14 protein-coding genes and 1 pseudogene are annotated in these 16844 nt (G+C 55.4%); 3 read left to right on the forward strand and 12 right to left on the reverse strand.

From position 1 onward, the window contains the following. Positions 1 to 170: 170 nt before the first annotated feature. Positions 171 to 1388 carry an MFS transporter gene (locus ACFSX3_RS01610; protein ID WP_209989123.1) on the forward strand — a complete coding sequence of 406 codons (1218 nt, stop codon included), beginning with the start codon at positions 171 to 173 and terminating at the stop codon, positions 1386 to 1388. 72 nt (positions 1389 to 1460) lie between these two features. On the opposite strand, the gene ACFSX3_RS01615 is transcribed toward ACFSX3_RS01610, so the two are convergent. Further along, positions 1461 to 3164 (reverse strand): glutamine--tRNA ligase/YqeY domain fusion protein, encoded by a 1704-nt coding sequence (locus ACFSX3_RS01615; RefSeq protein WP_209989399.1) that lies wholly within the window; start codon positions 3162 to 3164, stop codon positions 1461 to 1463. A gap of 279 nt (positions 3165 to 3443) precedes the next feature. Here ACFSX3_RS01615 and ACFSX3_RS01620 point away from each other — a divergent pair, with 279 nt between their 5' ends. Next, the gene (locus ACFSX3_RS01620; protein WP_209989126.1) at positions 3444 to 3689 is read left to right on the forward strand and encodes a DUF2164 domain-containing protein; all 246 of its coding nucleotides are present in this window, start codon (positions 3444 to 3446) and stop codon (positions 3687 to 3689) included. 42 nt (positions 3690 to 3731) lie between these two features. Next, positions 3732 to 4280, forward strand: coding sequence for a GNAT family N-acetyltransferase (locus ACFSX3_RS01625; RefSeq protein WP_209989130.1), 549 nt, complete (start codon positions 3732 to 3734; stop codon positions 4278 to 4280). A 672-nt stretch (positions 4281 to 4952) separates the two neighbouring features. Here the strand turns inward: ACFSX3_RS01625 and ACFSX3_RS01630 are convergent. From ACFSX3_RS01630 to ACFSX3_RS01680, 11 genes and pseudogenes are all read right to left on the reverse strand, one after another. Further along, entirely contained in the window at positions 4953 to 5615 is a 663-nt protein-coding gene (locus ACFSX3_RS01630; protein ID WP_339220805.1) for an MOSC domain-containing protein, read from the reverse strand. Beyond that, positions 5605 to 6129: a GNAT family N-acetyltransferase gene (locus ACFSX3_RS01635; protein WP_209989133.1), complete on the reverse strand. Its 525-nt coding sequence runs from the start codon at positions 6127 to 6129 to the stop codon at positions 5605 to 5607. The genes ACFSX3_RS01630 and ACFSX3_RS01635 overlap by 11 nt, the downstream gene beginning before the upstream one ends. A gap of 60 nt (positions 6130 to 6189) precedes the next feature. Further along, complete coding sequence (locus tag ACFSX3_RS01640; protein ID WP_209989136.1) at positions 6190 to 7401, reverse strand: MFS transporter; 1212 nt, start codon at positions 7399 to 7401, stop codon at positions 6190 to 6192. Positions 7402 to 7871: 470 nt separating this feature from the next. Beyond that, positions 7872 to 8699, reverse strand: coding sequence for a formate/nitrite transporter family protein (locus tag ACFSX3_RS01645; RefSeq protein ID WP_209989139.1), 828 nt, complete (start codon positions 8697 to 8699; stop codon positions 7872 to 7874). Positions 8700 to 8927: 228 nt separating this feature from the next. Then, positions 8928 to 10292: an FAD-dependent oxidoreductase gene (locus ACFSX3_RS01650; protein WP_209989143.1), complete on the reverse strand. Its 1365-nt coding sequence runs from the start codon at positions 10290 to 10292 to the stop codon at positions 8928 to 8930. A 522-nt stretch (positions 10293 to 10814) separates the two neighbouring features. Then, positions 10815 to 12449 (reverse strand): formate--tetrahydrofolate ligase, encoded by a 1635-nt coding sequence (locus tag ACFSX3_RS01655; protein WP_209989146.1) that lies wholly within the window; start codon positions 12447 to 12449, stop codon positions 10815 to 10817. 243 nt (positions 12450 to 12692) lie between these two features. Beyond that, positions 12693 to 13169, reverse strand: coding sequence for a glutathione peroxidase (locus ACFSX3_RS01660; protein WP_209989147.1), 477 nt, complete (start codon positions 13167 to 13169; stop codon positions 12693 to 12695). 118 nt (positions 13170 to 13287) lie between these two features. After that, a complete protein-coding gene (locus tag ACFSX3_RS01665; protein WP_209989148.1) occupies positions 13288 to 14310 on the reverse strand; it encodes an LLM class flavin-dependent oxidoreductase in 1023 nt (340 codons plus the stop codon). 300 nt (positions 14311 to 14610) lie between these two features. After that, on the reverse strand, positions 14611 to 14949 hold the full coding sequence (locus ACFSX3_RS01670; protein WP_209989151.1) for a DUF3243 domain-containing protein: 339 nt from the start codon (positions 14947 to 14949) through the stop codon (positions 14611 to 14613). A 200-nt stretch (positions 14950 to 15149) separates the two neighbouring features. Then, entirely contained in the window at positions 15150 to 15983 is an 834-nt protein-coding gene (locus ACFSX3_RS01675; protein ID WP_209989153.1) for a M15 family metallopeptidase, read from the reverse strand. Between the two features lie 206 nt (positions 15984 to 16189). Beyond that, a pseudogene (locus ACFSX3_RS01680) lies at positions 16190 to 16844 on the reverse strand (DEAD/DEAH box helicase); the annotation flags it as partial.

The following is a 16844-nucleotide window of genomic DNA, read 5'->3' on the forward strand; positions in this document are numbered from 1 at the left end:
TAACTGGCCTTTGTAAACTGAAGTTAAACAGATATTTTGCCATTGATTTGTAATTCCCCATAAAAGTTGGTTTGTATCCCTTTTCAACAAATGTTACAGTGATATCAGCGGCATAATAAGGCGGACACAGCAAGAATGCAAGGCATCCTAGCGGGAAAGGAGTGCAAAGTTTGCGGGAGAATCTCGGTAAGCAGCTGTCTTTCACCTCTCTGAAATGGTTCAACTTCTTCGTATATGGAACGGTTGTCCTCTTCACCAGCTTCTTTCCCTTATATCTGCAGGATGTGGGGATGAATAAGCTGGAGATCGGGAGCCTGATGTCTGTAGGCGCACTGGTATCCATTATTGCCAACCCCTTCTGGGGCATCTGGAGTGACCGGTATCAGAATATCCGGCGGATTGTCCTCGTCATGCTGACGGGAACGCTCGTCTTATCCCAGCTTGTCTTTCAGGCCAATACATATGAAATGATCTACATATCCATCCTGTTCTTCTATTTCTTCCAGGGGCCGCTGTTCGCCCAGAGCAACACGATGATTCTCAGCTATATTGACGGAACCAGCCGCAGTTTTGGCTCTTTCCGGCTGTGGGGGTCGCTCGGGTGGGCACTCACTGCCATACTTGCCGGACCTGTGATTGAATGGGCCGGCATCTCTGTGCTGTCTTATCTGTTTGCGTCACTGCTCTGTGCGGCGATGATTGCACTGATCACTCTGCCGAAGCTGGACCATTCGATCGGAATCGCCCCCTTGCCCTTCAAAGGAATGCGTCAGATCTTCTATAATCCGTTCTTCCTGTGCTTCATCGTATTCGGCATCCTGGTCTCGATCCCGAATACAATGAATAACACCTTTGTGTCACTGTACATCACAGAGCTGGGCGGAAGCAAGACCATGATCGGTCTCGCTGTGTTCCTGTCCTCCATTCTGGAGATGGGTGTGCTGCTCCTGTGCAATTACGTTCTCCGGCGCAAAGTCTCAGTCCTGCTGGCCTCGCTCACGTTGGTCAGCGCGCTGTTTTTCCTGCGGTGGTGGCTGATGGCCGATGCAACGACCCCGCTGCAAGTCGCACTTATTCAGGTGCTGCACTCCATTACCTTCGGCGGCTTCTTCTATGTCGGAACCCAGTTGACCATGCTGCTGGTGCCAAGGCCCTACCGTTCGTCGGGACAGGCTCTCTACACGCTCACCTGGAGCGGAATGTCCGGCATTCTCGGCGGAGTCTTCGGCGGCTGGATGTATCAGACCCTTGGCGCGCAGACGATGTATCAATCCGGTGCGCTCCTGGCCCTGTTCGGGGCCATCGGCTTCGGAATCATGTGGCTCACCGTCATTCGCGGCGGCTACCACCCTCCGGCTGATCCCGAGGATGAGCTGGCAGAAGACTAGGAATGCGCAATACAGCAAACAGGCTTGGCCTCCCGGCGGGAGACCAAGCCTGTTGCCTTATATGGAGCTCTTCTAGCCTTTCTTGGGCTGGAAGGAGCTTTTGAGGGATACAATCAGATTGAACACCAGATGCTCCGGCGACGAATACTTGCTGTCTACGTTGAAGTACCCGTGACGGAAGAACTGGAACTTATCCTGAGCCACACTATCCTTCAGCCCAGGCTCCACGAAGCCCTGCAGGATCTCGATGGACTTCGGGTTCAGCTGATCCAGGAAGGTTGGCTCCGGCTTGTCAGCGGAAGCTTCCAGACCTTCTACTTCGGCATCCGTCTCCGCCTCTTCAGCAGAGATCAGCGGCTCATACAGACGGAATTCCGCCGGTACAGCCTGTCCAGCATCTACCCAATGCAGCGTTCCCTTAACCTTGCGGCCGGTGAACCCGCTGCCGCTCTTCGTCTCAGGATCATAGGTGCAGTGCAACTCCACCACTTCGCCGTTCTCGTCCTTGATGAAGTCGTTGCACTTGATGAAATAAGCATTCTTGAGGCGCACTTCATTGCCGGGGAACAAGCGGAAATACTTATTCGGCGGAACCTCCATGAAGTCATCGCGTTCAATATAGATCTCACGGGAGAACGGAATCTGGCGGTTGCCCATCTCCGGGTTCTCCACATTGTTCTCAATTTCGAAGTATTCGGTCTCGCCTTCGGGATAATTCGTAATAACTACCTTAAGCGGCCGCAGCACAGACATTGTCCGGGGAACCGTCAGCTTGAGATCTTCACGGATGAAGTGCTCCAGCATCTGCAGGTCCACGAGCCCCTGGCTCTTAGAGATACCGGTCTCATGTACGAAGCTGCGGATGGCCTCCGGCGTATAACCGCGGCGGCGCAGCCCGGAGATGGTCGGCATGCGGGGATCATCCCAGCCGTCCACATGGCCTTCATCGACCAGCAGCTTCAGCTTGCGCTTGCTCGTAACGGTCTGGGCCAGATTAAGGCGTCCGAATTCATATTGATGCGGCGCAGCCTCCATGTCACATTCCGCGACAACCCAGTCATAGAACGGGCGCTGGTCCTCGAACTCCAGGGAACAGAGGGAATGGGTGACATGCTCAATGGCATCCTCCAGCGGATGTGCGAAGGTATACATCGGATAAATGCACCATGCGTCGCCCGTATTGTGGTGATGAGTGTGGGAGATCCGGTAAATGACCGGGTCACGCAGATTGATGTTAGGAGAGGACATGTCAATTTTGGCGCGCAGAACCTTCTCGCCGTCCTTGAATTCTCCCGTCTTCATGCGGTGGAACAGATCAAGGTTCTCTTCTGCCCCCCGTTCGCGGTAAGGGCTGTTCTTCCCCGGCTCCGTCAGCGTTCCCCGGAATTCACGGATCTGCTCGGCGCTGAGATCATCGACGTAGGCCTTGCCCTTCTTGATCAGCAGCTCGGCCCGCGCATACATCTCCCCGAAATAATCCGAGGCAAACCGCAGCTCCTCCCATTCATACCCGAGCCATTTCACATCCTCCTGGATGGAGTTGACGTATTCGGTATCTTCCTTGAGAGGATTCGTGTCATCGAATCTCAGATGGGTCTTGCCGCCGAACTCATCCGCCAGTGTGAAGTTAATCCAGATCGCCTTGGCATGTCCGATATGTAAATAACCGTTCGGCTCCGGCGGAAAGCGGGTGACGACTTCCTTAACCTTACCCGAGCGGAGATCTTCGGTAATGACGTTCTTAATGAAATTGGAGGGTGTACCCTGGTTCTCCACATTGATCAACCTTTCATTCTGTAATATAACTACTTCCTTGTATGAACATGTTTCCTACTAATATACCCGTTAAGCAGGGAATGTTCAACAAGTGGAAACGGCATTGCCGTCCTTTTAAAGGACGGTACCGTTTCAGCGAGAAATAGAAAGATAAGTTATCGTGTGCAACATATAAATTTTTATATTTTAAAAGTTAAGCAGCCGCCGCAGCCTTTGACTTCTCTCCCGGCGATGGAGTAGCATGATAAATATAAGAATATGGAGACAAGGGGGATGCTTATGCAACCGGTAAAACTGCCTAAAGAGCAGCGGGAAATAATTACGGAGAATATCCGTGCCTACTTCGAGGCGGAGCGCGGGGAAACGATCGGCCACCTGGCCGCAGACAATCTATTGGAGTTCTTCCTGAAGGAGCTGGGACCGGCGATCTATAACGGGGCGCTTAGCGACTGCCGCACGCTTACCCTCCAGCGCATGCAGGCACTAGAGGATGATATCTACGCCCTGGAGTGGCAGAAGCGTTAGTTCAGCGAGGCTTATATCTCACAACGCATAGGGGGCAGCCGCATGTTTAATTATGTTATAGATGAAGAGCTGAAGCTGAAGCTGCTCATGCCGGAGCATGCCCGTCAGATGTTCGCCCTGGTGGAACGCTCCCGCCACCGGCTCAGGCAGTGGCTGCCTTGGGTGGATGGCGTAGCCGAGCAGGCGCATCTTACCACGTTCATCAAGAACTCCGTGAAGCAGGGCATTGATAACGGCGGCTTCACCGCCGGACTGTGGGTCCGGGAGGAATTGGCCGGAATTATCGGCTATCACGAGATTGACTGGCATAACCGCTCGGTCGGCATCGGCTACTGGCTGGGCGAAGGCTATGAGGGACAAGGCTATATGACCAGTGCCTGCCGCGTCTTTGTCGATTATGCCCTGCTGGAGCTGGAGCTCAACCGCATCGAGATCCGCTGTGCCACAGGCAACATGGCCAGCAGAGCGATCCCCGAACGGCTGGGATTCATCTTCGAAGGGGTCATCCGCCAGGCCGAGAAGCTGCCTGCCGGTTATGTGAACCACGCGGTATACGGCCTGCTGCGCAGCGAATGGAAGCTGCTGGGCTGACCCCGGAGGGGCCAGGAGCGGAAACGGACAAGCCCCGGGGTGCTGGGAAGCTAGGGTGCTGGCGTGCTGGTTTCTTCTAGTGTTCGAGTCTACCCGTGACCGATTTTAGTTGGATTTTGTCCACTTGCTGATGAACGAATGCCCTCTGCTACTACAGTAGTTGGAGAAACAGCACTTAAATAATCACATTTCATCTCATGTAGTGGAAACGGGCGATATTAGATGTTGTTTTTCCACTTGCTGCCCTATGATTAGCGGAAATCGACGAATTAAGAAGCATTTATCCACTTGCTTATTGCAGAAGCCAGCCGGGAGCCAGGATTCATAGACACTTCTGCTCCTCATGCCCGCCTCCCGCCCACCTTGAGCGGGTTCAGCAGCTTGCCAGGCGGGATACTCCTTAACAACAAGAACCCCCGGAGCTCTCGAACCTGCTCCGGGGTTCTTTGGGGTGATCCCTTCCTTGTCCTGGGCTCTTTGGTCGGCTCTTGGTCGGCCCTTGGGCTGTTCTTGGTCTATCCTACCACTGTCCCTGGTCTACCCTTGGGCCGTACTTGATCTGTTCTCGGTCTACCCTCGGGCTGTCCTTGGTCTGCCCACAGCACGCCCTTGATCTACCCTCGCGCTCTCCTTGGTCTGCCCCTGCTCGTCCTCGGACTGCCCGTAGCCGTTCTACTTCTCCGCAGCCTCCAGCCAGCCCCGGAACCGCTCCCGGAGGCCAGCCGCAAGGCTATCCAGTCCGGCCAGCTCCGCGAGTCCGGTATGATCCTTGCGCCCGTGCTCCATCGAGTACAGGACCTGTCTCACCGGGATACGGCCTGCTCCGCTCTCCAGCTTCACGATCAGGTCCCCGGCTGCAAGGCTGCCCTCGCGCAGCACGCGGAGGTAGAAGCCACTGTAGCCGGTGGACAGCACCTGGGCCGGCATATCCGCCGGCCCATGCTTTTGCGTGAGCTTAAAGCACGGGAAGCGCGGCTGGCTCACCTCCAGCAGTGCTGTACCGATCTCAAAAATATCCCCGATACACACCTCGGTCTCCAGCAGTCCGCGCGCCGTGATATTCTCGCCGAAGGCGGAATACTCCAGCTTCCGGCCAAGCCGCTCCTCCCAGTGGGCATAATGCTCCACCGGATAGACGCAGACCGCCTTGTCGGGCCCTCCGTGGTTGACCAGATCCGCTTGCCCGTCCCCGGTGAACCCTCCAGCCCGAAGCGCAAGCGGCCCAGCTACCGGCAGCTTGTAGATTCCGGTGTCCAGCGGCTTACCACGGTATTCCACCGTCTTCGGCTTGCCTACATTCAGTGAGACGACTTGCATCTTCAGCTCAGTCTCCATCCCCTTCTCCTCCCGTCAGCCAGCAGCTCATAAATACTTCATCTACATAACGTCCACCCAGATAGAATTCCTCCCGCAGCCGCCCCTCTTCCTCGAATCCGCATTTACGGTAGAACTGGAGCGCCGGTGTATTGCAGGAGAGCACACGCAGCCGCAGCTTGCGGATGCCATGCCCCGCAGCATGGCGCTTGATCTCAGCGATCAACTGGCTGCCTACACCCAGCCGCTGAAAACGCGGGTGCACAGCGATATTCACCTCGCATACATGGCGGTTGCTCTCCATCCCGCTGGGACAGCCGAAGCCGACATAACCGCATAGCTCCCCGTCCTGCAATGCCACAAGCTGGGAGCCGGGCGGCGCATGCAGCAGATAGTCCTCCCGCGAGCGCCACATCAGCGGACCCGGGGTTGTATTCTCCGTCCAGATCATATTATCCAGCACGATCAGCTCACGGGCATCCCTGATTTCGGAAGGCCGGATAAGCAGCGCAGCATCTCTGTTAATTGGTTGCATTATTATACACCCCTTGCCTTACTAAGCAGATAGTTAAAGGATTAGTTGCAGCGTGAACGATTATGCAGTCCTGCGCTCAGGCTGTACAGCTGAACGGTTCACATAGGCGTGGACCGCGAAGAATCCTACAGACAGCACGGCCATGCCGCAAGCGAGCCAGCCGGTTGGCGCAAGACCGCCCCTGTCGAACTGAACGCCCATCAGATAAGGCCCGATGACACGGCCGATTGCGCCAATCCCGCCGCTAAGCCCGAGATAGAACGGCGCGCTGCGCTGGGTATGCTCCGAGATGAAGGATGGCATCGCCGGAGAGATCAGCATCTCCCCAAGAGTAGCCAGCACCATGCCCAGCAGCATCCCCGGATAGCTTGGCATAAACAGAATTACAGCATACCCGCCCAGGTAAAAGACGGCGCTTGCTGTCATCTGCGCGGTTGAAGTCTGCGCGAACCAGCGTTTGATCAGGCTGACCAGCGGCTGCGCCGCGAAGATCAGCACGCCGTTCAGCGTCCAGAGGAAGCCGTATAGCTGCTTCGACCAGCCTTCCGAGATAATGAACGGCGAGACTCCGCTGTTCCAGATCGAATTGCCGATCAGCAGGAACAGCGAGCCCACCGCCATGAACAGATAGATCTGTATATGGCCGAGGAGTCTCCAACCCGACACCTCATTCTGCGGTTGCTTTTTCGATAATGTGCTATGAGCCGATGCCGCCCCTACCTTGCGCAGATAGACGAAGAAGAAGCAGGCGAACACCGCCGAGGTGACCCCGTTCAGCACAAAGCTCAGCATATAATTACCCAGGAAGCCGCTCAGCGCGGTTCCCAGAGCTACCCCTATATTATTGGCAACATAGATGATATTGAACAACTCCGCGCGCTGCTCCGCGAACCGGAAGCCGATAAACGCCTGAATGGCTGGGAGCGAGAGGGAGTTGAACAATCCCATCATCCCCATCACGATAATGAATATGCTCCAGCTTCCGCTCGCCCACGGGAGGGCAAACAGCGTCAGGGCATTCATGGCCAGAGCGCCGACAATCAGGCGATTGACCCCTACCTTATGGTACAACGAACCGCCCAGCAGCTGTCCGGCAATCCCGCCGAGCGACTGCACCAGCAGAACGATTCCCGCGTCCTTCATACTGCGTCCCAGTTCATCGAATACATACATTGTAACCAGCGGCCACATCAGCGCACTGCCGGTAGCATTAATAAGACTGGCAATCAAAAATACTTTAATTTCCTTCGGATAGGCCTGCATGAATCTCATAACTTGTCTGTCATCCCCTGTAGCATAGCTGTCATCAATCCATCCAGTATCATCCCAAGACAGGGGGCAGGGCAAGCATTCGCGTTAATACTTTGTCGCGGGAAAGCGAAGGTTTTTCTGTGTGAAAATCAATCCCGTCTTCCCGCCGCCAGCGATATTTATATTCTATAACCCGCTCTTTCACACGTAAACAAAAATACCTTACCGGCACTGATTCGTTCCCCGGAACCCGGGGTAATGATCCATATGAAACACTCCCTATTTTATTCACCGTGAGATCCGATTTCGTTCCCCCGAATCGGATTGCACGGTGAATTTTGTTTTGTCCGGAGGATAATTCTGCTGTACGTAACACAAAAACACTCCCTGTCTCTACGAATCCCTTGAAGCAGGGAGCCGAGAAGCAGGAAGTGCTTTGGCCAAGCTATGTTACAGTCCGGCGATTCACACCGGGTCAGGTTCGATATTGATTAAGCGTGTTTCTTCAAGCCCGCAGCAGGGATGCCCGTGGCCGAGTTCACAGCACCCGGCTCCTTGCGCAGATAAGCCATCCAGTACGCCGCAGCCACGAAGATCGCGCCGCCCGTCAGATTGCCCAGCCAGACCGGAACGAAGTTGGCCACATACTGGCCCCAGGTGAAATGTCCTTCGAAGATCGCAGCAGGGATAAGGAACATGTTAGCTACAACGTGCTGGAAGCCGATGGCTACAAACGCCATGGTCGGGAACCAGATACCGAGGATTTTGCCGCTGAAATTATCTGCCCCGTACGACAGCCATACCGCCAGCGCTACGAGCCAGTTACAGCCGATCCCGGAGATGAAGGCCTGCAGGAACGTAGCATCGATCTTATGCTCCGCCATACTTACCAGCTTCTCCAGATACACACCATCTGATGTAAGGCCAACGATGTGACCGAAGAAATAAGCGACGAACAAGGCGCCTGCCAGGTTGCTGAGTGTAATCAGCACGAGGTTCTTAATGACTTCCCAGAAGGAAATCTTCTTCGCAATAAAAGCCAGCGGCACAGCCATCATATTCCCTGTCAGCAGCTCCCCGCCCGCAAGCAGCACCAGGATCAGTCCGACCGGGAACACCGCAGCCCCGATGAAGTTGGCAATTGATCCCCACTCGGCAGGAGCACCTGCAATGACACGAATATCCAGCAAAAATCCGAGCGCGATAAACGCTCCTCCCAGAAAACCAAGAATGAGTACAGTGCTGAGCGGATTATGTGCCTTCTTAACTCCGTTCTCTACCGTCACTTCAGCGATTCCCTGCGGTTTGTTATAAGCCATGATTCCTATCCCCTTCTAATATTACTTAAAATTTGTTCCTTTATGCCATTGTAACGTGATCACAATCACATTAACGTGATAAAAGTCACTATCCGAAAACCCAAGTGAAAGTTTTCACTGACATGTCAAATTTACCATAAAAGCTTGCGGCACGGAATGTTTTTTTCATTCCCGGCTACTATTGCACAAAAAAAGAGCCCTAAGCGGGCTCCGGCAAAATGTTAGCTTTTATACATGTACAGGTTCTTTGACTGCAGCCAGTTTCGGCAGAGCCTGGAGGCCTGCAGTGTTCAAGAAATTCCAAGGCTTGTTGTAATGCGGCTGGAAGAAGAAGTCGATGAAGGCCAGCTGATCAACGGTCATCTTATTCTGGATGCAGACCGATACGGTATTGATCGACTGCGTCAGATCCATCTTGGACATAATCTGCGCGCCCAGAATGCGGCGGGTGGCACGGTCAAAGACCACTTTTACCTGAACCTGCTCGAAGGTTGGCATGAACTCAGGACGGTAGTTGTCGATCAGCATCACACTTTCCGTATCCATTCCCTCGGCTGCGGCAGCCTCTTCCGTCAGTCCGGTTCCGGCAATATTGTCCTCATAGATCTTGATGCCTGATGTTCCTTGCGTACCCATGTAAGGGATCGTATTCGAGACCAGATTGCGGGCGACCAGCGTTCCCATACGCACTGCGTTGGTGGCCAGCGGGATATATGCGTGTTTACCAGTTGGATTGTAATGAATCGCGCAGCTGTCACCGGCAGCATAGACATCCGGCAGGCTGGTCTGCATATAATCGTTAACCATAATCGCGCCGTTCGGCAGCATATCCACTTGACCCTTCAGCAGCTCGGTATTCGGACGGAAGCCGATGCAGAGAATGACCAGATCCGTCTCATGTTCACCCTTGCTCGTAATCACCTTGGTCACTCTGCCGTTCTCACCGGCGAAGGAAGCAACCTTCTCGCCAAGCGCCAGCTTAATGCCATGATCCTCAAGCGACTGCTGAATCGGTGCGGTGAATTCTTCATCGAGATATTTGCTCAGAATCCGCTCTTCCCCATCAATCAGCGTAACTTCCTTGCCATTCATCTGAAAAGCTTCCACCAGCTCAACCCCGATATATCCGGCACCGACCACAGTGATTCTGTTCACCTTCTGCGCTTCTTCGATAATGGTGTTGGAGTGATTGTAGTTCTTCGAGAGCAGGATGCCCTCCAAATCTATTCCTTCGAGCTTAGGCACAATCGGCCATGAGCCTGTAGTCATAATCAATTTGTCAAAAGTATCTTCCATTTCCTCGCCGGTCACGAGGTTGCGGGCTTTCAGGGTTTTACGGGCGGTGTCCACGTTGATTACCTCATGGCGCATCTTTGTCTGCACACCCAGAGCGGCAAGTTGTTCCGGGGAGGAATAGAATAGTCCCTGCGGGTCCTTGACCACGCCGCCAACGTATAAGGCAATGCCGCAAGACAGGAATGAGATATTATCGTTGCGCTCATACACCGTAATCTGTGCATCCGGGTATAACTGTGCGGTATTTACAATGGCGGCCGTTCCGGCGTGGGTACATCCAATGACTGCTACTTTCATGATTTCTTCCTCCTCCAAGTTGAAAAGCTTATTTAGTAGGGCTTGTGTTTACGTTTGGTTACATTTGTGATTGTTTTCACTTTATACATTGATTATATTGTGATATTTGTCACATTACAAGCACTTTTGTGATTTTTCTCACAATGTTCACAATTTCAAATTTTAATAACTTTGGAGTTTCACCGCATCATCCACTCTACTTGTGCCGCCGCTGCGCTCTTCAACCTTGAGTTAGTTTTCCCCGGAGGAGGGGCATTATGTCTGTCAGGAGCAGGAAACAGCAGGAGGGAGCTTGGCTTACGCGACGCACCCGGTTCAATTGTGTTCGGTTTTTCGATTACATTCGGCTTATGCGGCGCACCCGGTCCCATTGTGTTCGTTCTGTTTTTAACACGCTGCTCATTTTCATGCTGGAGTTGTGCCTTGAAAGACATGTTTGTTTTTGCATACCAAATAGCCTCACCCTCCGCAGCATACCTGCGGTAAAGTGAGGCCAAACTACACCTATTAACTGAGGATGTCTTATTCCAGACCGGAAATTACGCCATCCTCATCCACCAGTATGCCTTCTGCCGCCGGCTTGGCGGGGAGGCCCGGCATTGTGACTATGTTCCCGGTGATCACTACTGCGAATCCCGCCCCGAGGGACAGGGTGATGTCCCGGACGCCCATGGTGAAGCCTTCCGGGGCTCCGAGCAGCCGGGGCTGATCCGAGAAGGAATACGGGGTTTTGGCCATGCAGACCTGCAGATGGTGCAGGCCCAGCCGGTCAATAATAGCCAGGCTGCGCTTGGCGGCCGGAGAGAAGGCTACTCCCGCTCCACGGTAGATCTCTGTGACGATGCGGTTGATTTTGGACGGAATATCCAGGTGGTCTTCATACAGCGGTGCGTACTGCACAGGCTCCTCCCGGTCCAGCAGCTTCATCAGCTCCTTAGCCAGCTCCTGTCCGCCCGCACTTCCCTCCGCCCATACCTTGGATACCGCAGCAGGTACCCCCAGCCGCCCGCAGGCCTCCAGCACCTCATTCACTTCAGCAGGGGCATCCCCTTCAAAATGATTCAGCGCCACCAGCACAGGCACGCCGAACTTGCGCAGATTCTCAATATGCCGCTCCATATTGGACAATCCGGAGAGCAGCGCCGGCTGGTTGCCTTGATGCAGCTCTTCCTTGCGGACGCCGCCGTTGTATTTCAGCGACTTCACTGTCACCACCAGGACAGCAGCCGAAGGTGCCAGCCCGGCCTGGCGGCATTTGATATCCATGAATTTCTCCGCGCCCAGGTCCGCGCCGAAGCCTGCCTCCGTCACCACCACATCGCCCAGCTTCAGCGCGTAGCGGGTTCCGATCACACTGCTGCAGCCGTGGGCAATATTGGCGAACGGGCCGCCATGCACAATGACCGGGGTTCCTTCCAGCGTCTGCACCAGATTCGGCTTCACGGCTTCCTTCAGCAGCGCAGTCATCGCCTCCACGGCTCCAATCGCCTGTGCGGTTACCGGCTGACCTGCATGGTCATAACCGACCAGAATGCGGCTGAGCCGCTGCTTCAGATCTGCAAGGTCGCTGCACAGGCAGAGCACGGCCATAATCTCGGAGGCTGTAGTAATCTGAAAACCGCTCTCCCGCACAGTTCCGTTGCCGTCGCCAATGCCGGTCACGATATTCCGCAGGCTGCGGTCATTCATATCCATAACCCTTTTCCAGACGATCCGCTGCGGATCAAGCCCCAGGCTATTGCCCTGGAACATATGATTGTCGATCATCGCCGAGAGCAGGTTGTGCGCTGACGTCACTGCATGGATATCCCCTGTAAAATGCAGGTTAATCTCATCTGCCGGAACGATCTGCGCCTTGCCGCCCCCGGTCGCTCCGCCCTTCATTCCCAGGCAGGGACCAAGCGAGGGTTCACGAAGCGCAGCTACCGTACGCACACCCGCCGCATTCATCGCCTGGGCGAGTCCAATCGTCGTCAGCGTCTTGCCTTCACCTGCCGGTGTAGGATTCATCGCGGTAACCAGAACCAGCTTGCCGTCCGGTTGGTGCTTCAGCTCTGCCCAGAGCGAGGGCGCCAGCTTGCTTTTATATTTGCCGTACAGTTCCAAATGCTCTTCCTTGATCCCCGCTGCCGATGCTACCTCTGTAATTAACCTCATGCCGTTATGTAACCCTCCTGCCGTTATTATCCTGCATCCTTGCTTCCTGTGTGCGATTCATGGTGTCAGGCGAAACATTTCTCTTCAAAGGATACAGGGTCCCTGAAAAGATTCAAGGATAATTTTCATACAGGGTGAAACTTAATTTTATAGAAAACTCCCGGACCGGGCGCATCTGCACCACTATCCGGGAGATCACGTATAGCCTGGCTCTTGCCTTCAGAGCGGATGATTTCAGCCTCTTTACAACAGGGATTCGATAAGCCCCTTCATGCTCTCCGGTGATTCCTTCGGCTCGACACGGGCCGCTACATTGCCGCTGCGGTCCACCAGGAACTTCGTGAAGTTCCACTGGATATCACTGCTCTCGCCGTCACCCGGCTGCTGGCCCTTCAAGTATTGAAACAGCAGGCTCGCGTCCGGACCATTCACATCAACCTTGGCGAACACCGGGAACGTGACTCCATAGTTAATCTGGCAAAAGGACTCCGCTTCCTCGCTTGTGCCCGGCTCCTGACCGGCAAACTGGTTGCACGGAAAGCCCAGCACCACCAGCCCCTGGTCCCCGTACTGCTCGTACAGCTTCTGTAAATCTCCGTATTGCGGGGTCAGTCCACACTTGCTGGCCGTATTGGCGATCAGCAGCACCTTGCCCTCATAATCCTTAAACGGCACTTCTGTACCCGAAGGCGTCACTCCGGCAAAACTATAAATCGACATCTCTGCTTCGCTTCCTTTCGGCTGTATGGCCCAGTTTTGAAGTGCGCTTTAAGCTGTATATAAGTAACCTCTTCATTTTACCCTATTCGCAGCCAAAACCAAATTCCGGCGGCGACGGCTACGCCCTGCGCTCCAGCCCGCAGGCTTCGGCGATGAGCCGGATGGATTGCAGCTTGTCCCCGAACTCATGAATATGCGAAGAAATCATCAGCTCCCCGCAGCGGTATTCTTCTGCCAGCAGCTGAAGCTGCTCCCTGACTTCGGCGGGCGAGCCTATGACCATCCGCTTCCGGTTATCTGTAATGGTGAAGCGGTCGTAAGGGGTATATGTATAGTTCAGCGCAGTCTCAACGGACGGGGTCGGGGCAGAGAGGTGTTCCCTCTCCAGGCTGACCAGTGAGAGATCCATACTGGCAGCCAGCCGGTCTGCCCCGGCCGATGTCTCCGCACATACTGCGAACACCGCAAGCAGCGACTTCGGCGATGCAGCAGCCACGGACGGTGCGAAGCTATCCTGGTACTCATGCACCGCGCCCGCTCCCCCGTTCCTGGCTATGAACCGTGCGAAGGCATATCCGGTGCCAAGCCGGACCGAGAGCGCCGCACTCTCCCGGCTTGAGCCCAGCAGCCAGACTTCCGGGGCTGAGTCCACCGCAGGCGTTGCCCGTAATCCGGCATAACAGTGCGGGGAGGCTCCGCCCTCAGATTCATAGAGGTAGGCTACCAGCTCCTGGACCTGCTGCTCGTACCGGTCAACGTCGTCAATAGTCACACGGGTATCCTGTAGTGCTTTGGCGGCCAGAGCACCGCCGCCTGCCGCCCTCCCTATCCCGAGATCGATCCGCCCGGGATAGAGCGCCTCCAGGACGCGAAAATTCTCCGCGACCTTGAACGCACTGTAATGCGGGAGCAGCACCGCTCCCGAGCCGATGCGGATCGATGAGGTCACCGCAGCAAGATGCGCCATCAGCACTTCCGGGCTGGAGCTGGCGAGGCCCGGCGCAGCATGATGCTCCGCGACCCAGAAGCGGTGATAACCGAGCCGTTCCGCTTCGCGGGCCAGCAGCGCCGTCTGCCGGAGCGCCTCGGCCGGAGTGCTTCCCTCCGGCACCGGGGATTGATCGAGAATGCTTAATTTCATATGAGAGCAGCTCCAATGGGTTGGATTTTCGTGGCTTCAGAGTACCGCACACCCTATACTAACTATACCCGCACCGATATAATTCACAACCGGAAGATTATAATGCTGCCCAAGCAAGCTCACAAGATACGGTTCAGCCACAGACTGATGTGTCAAAGGTTACTTGCATAATAAACAGGCGGCTCCGCATGGATCGCGGAACCGCCTGATTTACTTTCATAGGAATGAGTACAACAACGCTGTTCATGTTACTTTTTCAGGGAGCCATATTGCTTGTGTTGCTTACCGGCGCTGCTTCTGCTACTGCTGCACCATCTTCACCAGCATATGCGCCAGCCGATGGCGCTCATCCTTGTTTCCGGCCTTCCACAATTCCAGCAGCAGCTTTTCTTCGCTATTGCGGGGCTCCTCATACGCTGCCAGGTAACCGGCGATTTTCTCGGCGGCCAGTGCAAGCTGTTCGTCGCTGAGACCGATTTTTTGCGCCAGTTGAATGCGCTTTCCTAAATACGCCTTGAAATGCTCGAAGTTGTCCAGAATCATCTCCTTCTGCCCCGAATCGATCCGGTCCAGCGCCTCCGTTACCCGGTTCATGGTCACACTGCCGTCCTTACTCACCACATGATTATGTTCAGACATCCAGAACGCCTCCCATTTCATAGTGTGCGGTTTCCCACTACTTAACCAGCGTTCCTAGGGGTGAACCACCGTTCCCGGACGAGCCTCCGCCAGCCTCAGCAGCACGCAAGTGGAAAAACGTATCTTATTTTCCCAGGTTCAGCGGCCCAGACACACAAACGGCCCCGCAAATTGCGGGACCGCCTGATTATAATATAGGATTAATTCGACACCGGGATGGCGTCATAATATTCTTCGAGTGTAATCCCTCTTTCGGCGATGGAAGCAGCAATCTCCTTGCCTACATAACGGACATGCCAAGGCTCGTACTTGTACCCGGTAATGGCCTCCTTGCCCTCAAGGAACCGGATGATATAGCCATATTCAGCGGCATGGGCGGCAAGCCACTCCGCCTCCTTCGTCCCTGCAAAGCAGCTCTCGGCTGCACATTTGCCGTCTCTGCCGGACAGGTCAATAGCCAGTCCCGTCTGATGCTCGCTGTGTCCCGGCATGGCGCTGTAGGTGCGGGCCTTCTCTTCGCCGTCTCTGGCTACATAGTTATTGAACAGTCGTCTCTGGGTCGATTCCGAACGGTAGCCGGACACACCGGCCAGATTAACCCCGTCTGCCTTCGCCCCCGCGAACATCTCCTCCAGCGCCGCAGCCGCTTCACGCCGCAGCATGCGCTTCTCAATCTTTTCCGAGAAAATAAAAGGAACATCCGGATAGACCAGATCGGAAGGCTTATACTGCTCAGGCAGGCTGTACTGCTTATTGACCATGACCGCGATGCTCTCCGGCTCGGCTACTACCATCTCCGCATCATTATTCCCCGAAGTACCATTGCCTGAACCGCCAGGATCTAACTGATCCGTAGGCTCCGGCACTGCCGAAGCTTCAGGAGCTGCATCCGGCCCCTCGGCTCCCAGATCTGTGCCTGTGTTTATATTGGTTCCGTTCTCCGGGGAAGCGGACGGTGCCGTGTACTCCCCGATTCCCCAGCCGACCGCAATGACGACGATGAGTAGAATGACAATTTTGGCGGTTTTGGACATGCTGTGTAATCCTCCTAAACGTTGTGTATCAAATGTGCAGGTTACATTCTGTATCTCTCTATACTTATACCCGATTATTTATGGCGGTATCTATTAGACAGGCCTATTAGCCAAAAGGTTTCAGTAAATAAATATTACCATAGAGACTTGGCTGTTACGCCAACTGCCCTATGGTAACAAGGATTAGCTATACATGTAAAGCGCCTTTATCTGGAGGAGCCGCGTCCGCCGCGTGAACCGCCGCCGGAGCCGCCGCTTCGCCCGCCGCGCGATGAATTCCCGCCGCTGCTGCGTCCGCCCGAGCTGAAGCCGCCCTTACCACCCTTGGAGCCGCCGCGTGAGCCGCCTTTGGGAGCAGAGGCGTTGTAGCCCCCGGCATCGTTGCTGCGCGCTACATGCGCCCGGAATTTCGGGCTCGACTTCGCGCCGCCGGGATTATAACCGGCACCCGAGCCGGCACCCTTCGAAGCGCCGTAGCTGAAGCCGTCAGTTTCCGCGCCTCTGGATACATTGGTGCTGTAGCCGCTGCTCGGCCCGCCTTGGGAGGCGTTGCCTCTGGAGGCCCCGCCCCGCGCAGCGCCGCCCTTGCCGCCGCGCCCGCCTGCGGCACCCGCACCCGCAGCATAACCGCTGGCTGCTGCGCTGTCACCACCGCTGGCGAAGGCGCCGTAGCCGCCGCCAGGTCTCGGCTTCTTCGCCGCGCCTTGCCCGGCGGAGTCGCCCTTCGGCGCCGCAGCCGCGCCTGCGCTGTACGCGCTGCGCTTGCCGCCTCCGGCCGCGTCCTTCCGGCTGCGGCCGCCGCTCTCCGCAGGCGCACCCCAGCCGCCTGCTTCCTTACCGCCTCCGGCCGCGCCTTTACGG

The organism is Paenibacillus rhizoplanae (genome assembly GCF_042684125.1).
GTDB classification, from domain to species: Bacteria; Bacillota; Bacilli; order Paenibacillales; family Paenibacillaceae; genus Paenibacillus_AQ; species Paenibacillus_AQ rhizoplanae.

Excerpts from the sequence above, each read along its gene's own strand:
- ACFSX3_RS01635 (WP_209989133.1), bottom strand. The coding sequence starts at position 6,129 with ATGCAACCAATTAACAGAGATGCTGCGCTGCTTATCCGGCCTTCCGAA.
- ACFSX3_RS01645 (WP_209989139.1), bottom strand. The coding sequence starts at position 8,699 with ATGGCTTATAACAAACCGCAGGGAATCGCTGAAGTGACGGTAGAGAAC.
- ACFSX3_RS01655 (WP_209989146.1), bottom strand. The coding sequence starts at position 12,449 with ATGAGGTTAATTACAGAGGTAGCATCGGCAGCGGGGATCAAGGAAGAG.
- ACFSX3_RS01665 (WP_209989148.1), bottom strand. The coding sequence starts at position 14,310 with ATGAAATTAAGCATTCTCGATCAATCCCCGGTGCCGGAGGGAAGCACT.
- ACFSX3_RS01650 (WP_209989143.1), bottom strand. The coding sequence starts at position 10,292 with ATGAAAGTAGCAGTCATTGGATGTACCCACGCCGGAACGGCCGCCATT.
- ACFSX3_RS01620 (WP_209989126.1), top strand. The coding sequence starts at position 3,444 with ATGCAACCGGTAAAACTGCCTAAAGAGCAGCGGGAAATAATTACGGAG.
- ACFSX3_RS01630 (WP_339220805.1), bottom strand. The coding sequence starts at position 5,615 with ATGGAGACTGAGCTGAAGATGCAAGTCGTCTCACTGAATGTAGGCAAG.
- ACFSX3_RS01660 (WP_209989147.1), bottom strand. The coding sequence starts at position 13,169 with ATGTCGATTTATAGTTTTGCCGGAGTGACGCCTTCGGGTACAGAAGTG.
- ACFSX3_RS01640 (WP_209989136.1), bottom strand. The coding sequence starts at position 7,401 with ATGAGATTCATGCAGGCCTATCCGAAGGAAATTAAAGTATTTTTGATT.
- ACFSX3_RS01625 (WP_209989130.1), top strand. The coding sequence starts at position 3,732 with ATGTTTAATTATGTTATAGATGAAGAGCTGAAGCTGAAGCTGCTCATG.
- ACFSX3_RS01670 (WP_209989151.1), bottom strand. The coding sequence starts at position 14,949 with ATGTCTGAACATAATCATGTGGTGAGTAAGGACGGCAGTGTGACCATG.
- ACFSX3_RS01675 (WP_209989153.1), bottom strand. The coding sequence starts at position 15,983 with ATGTCCAAAACCGCCAAAATTGTCATTCTACTCATCGTCGTCATTGCG.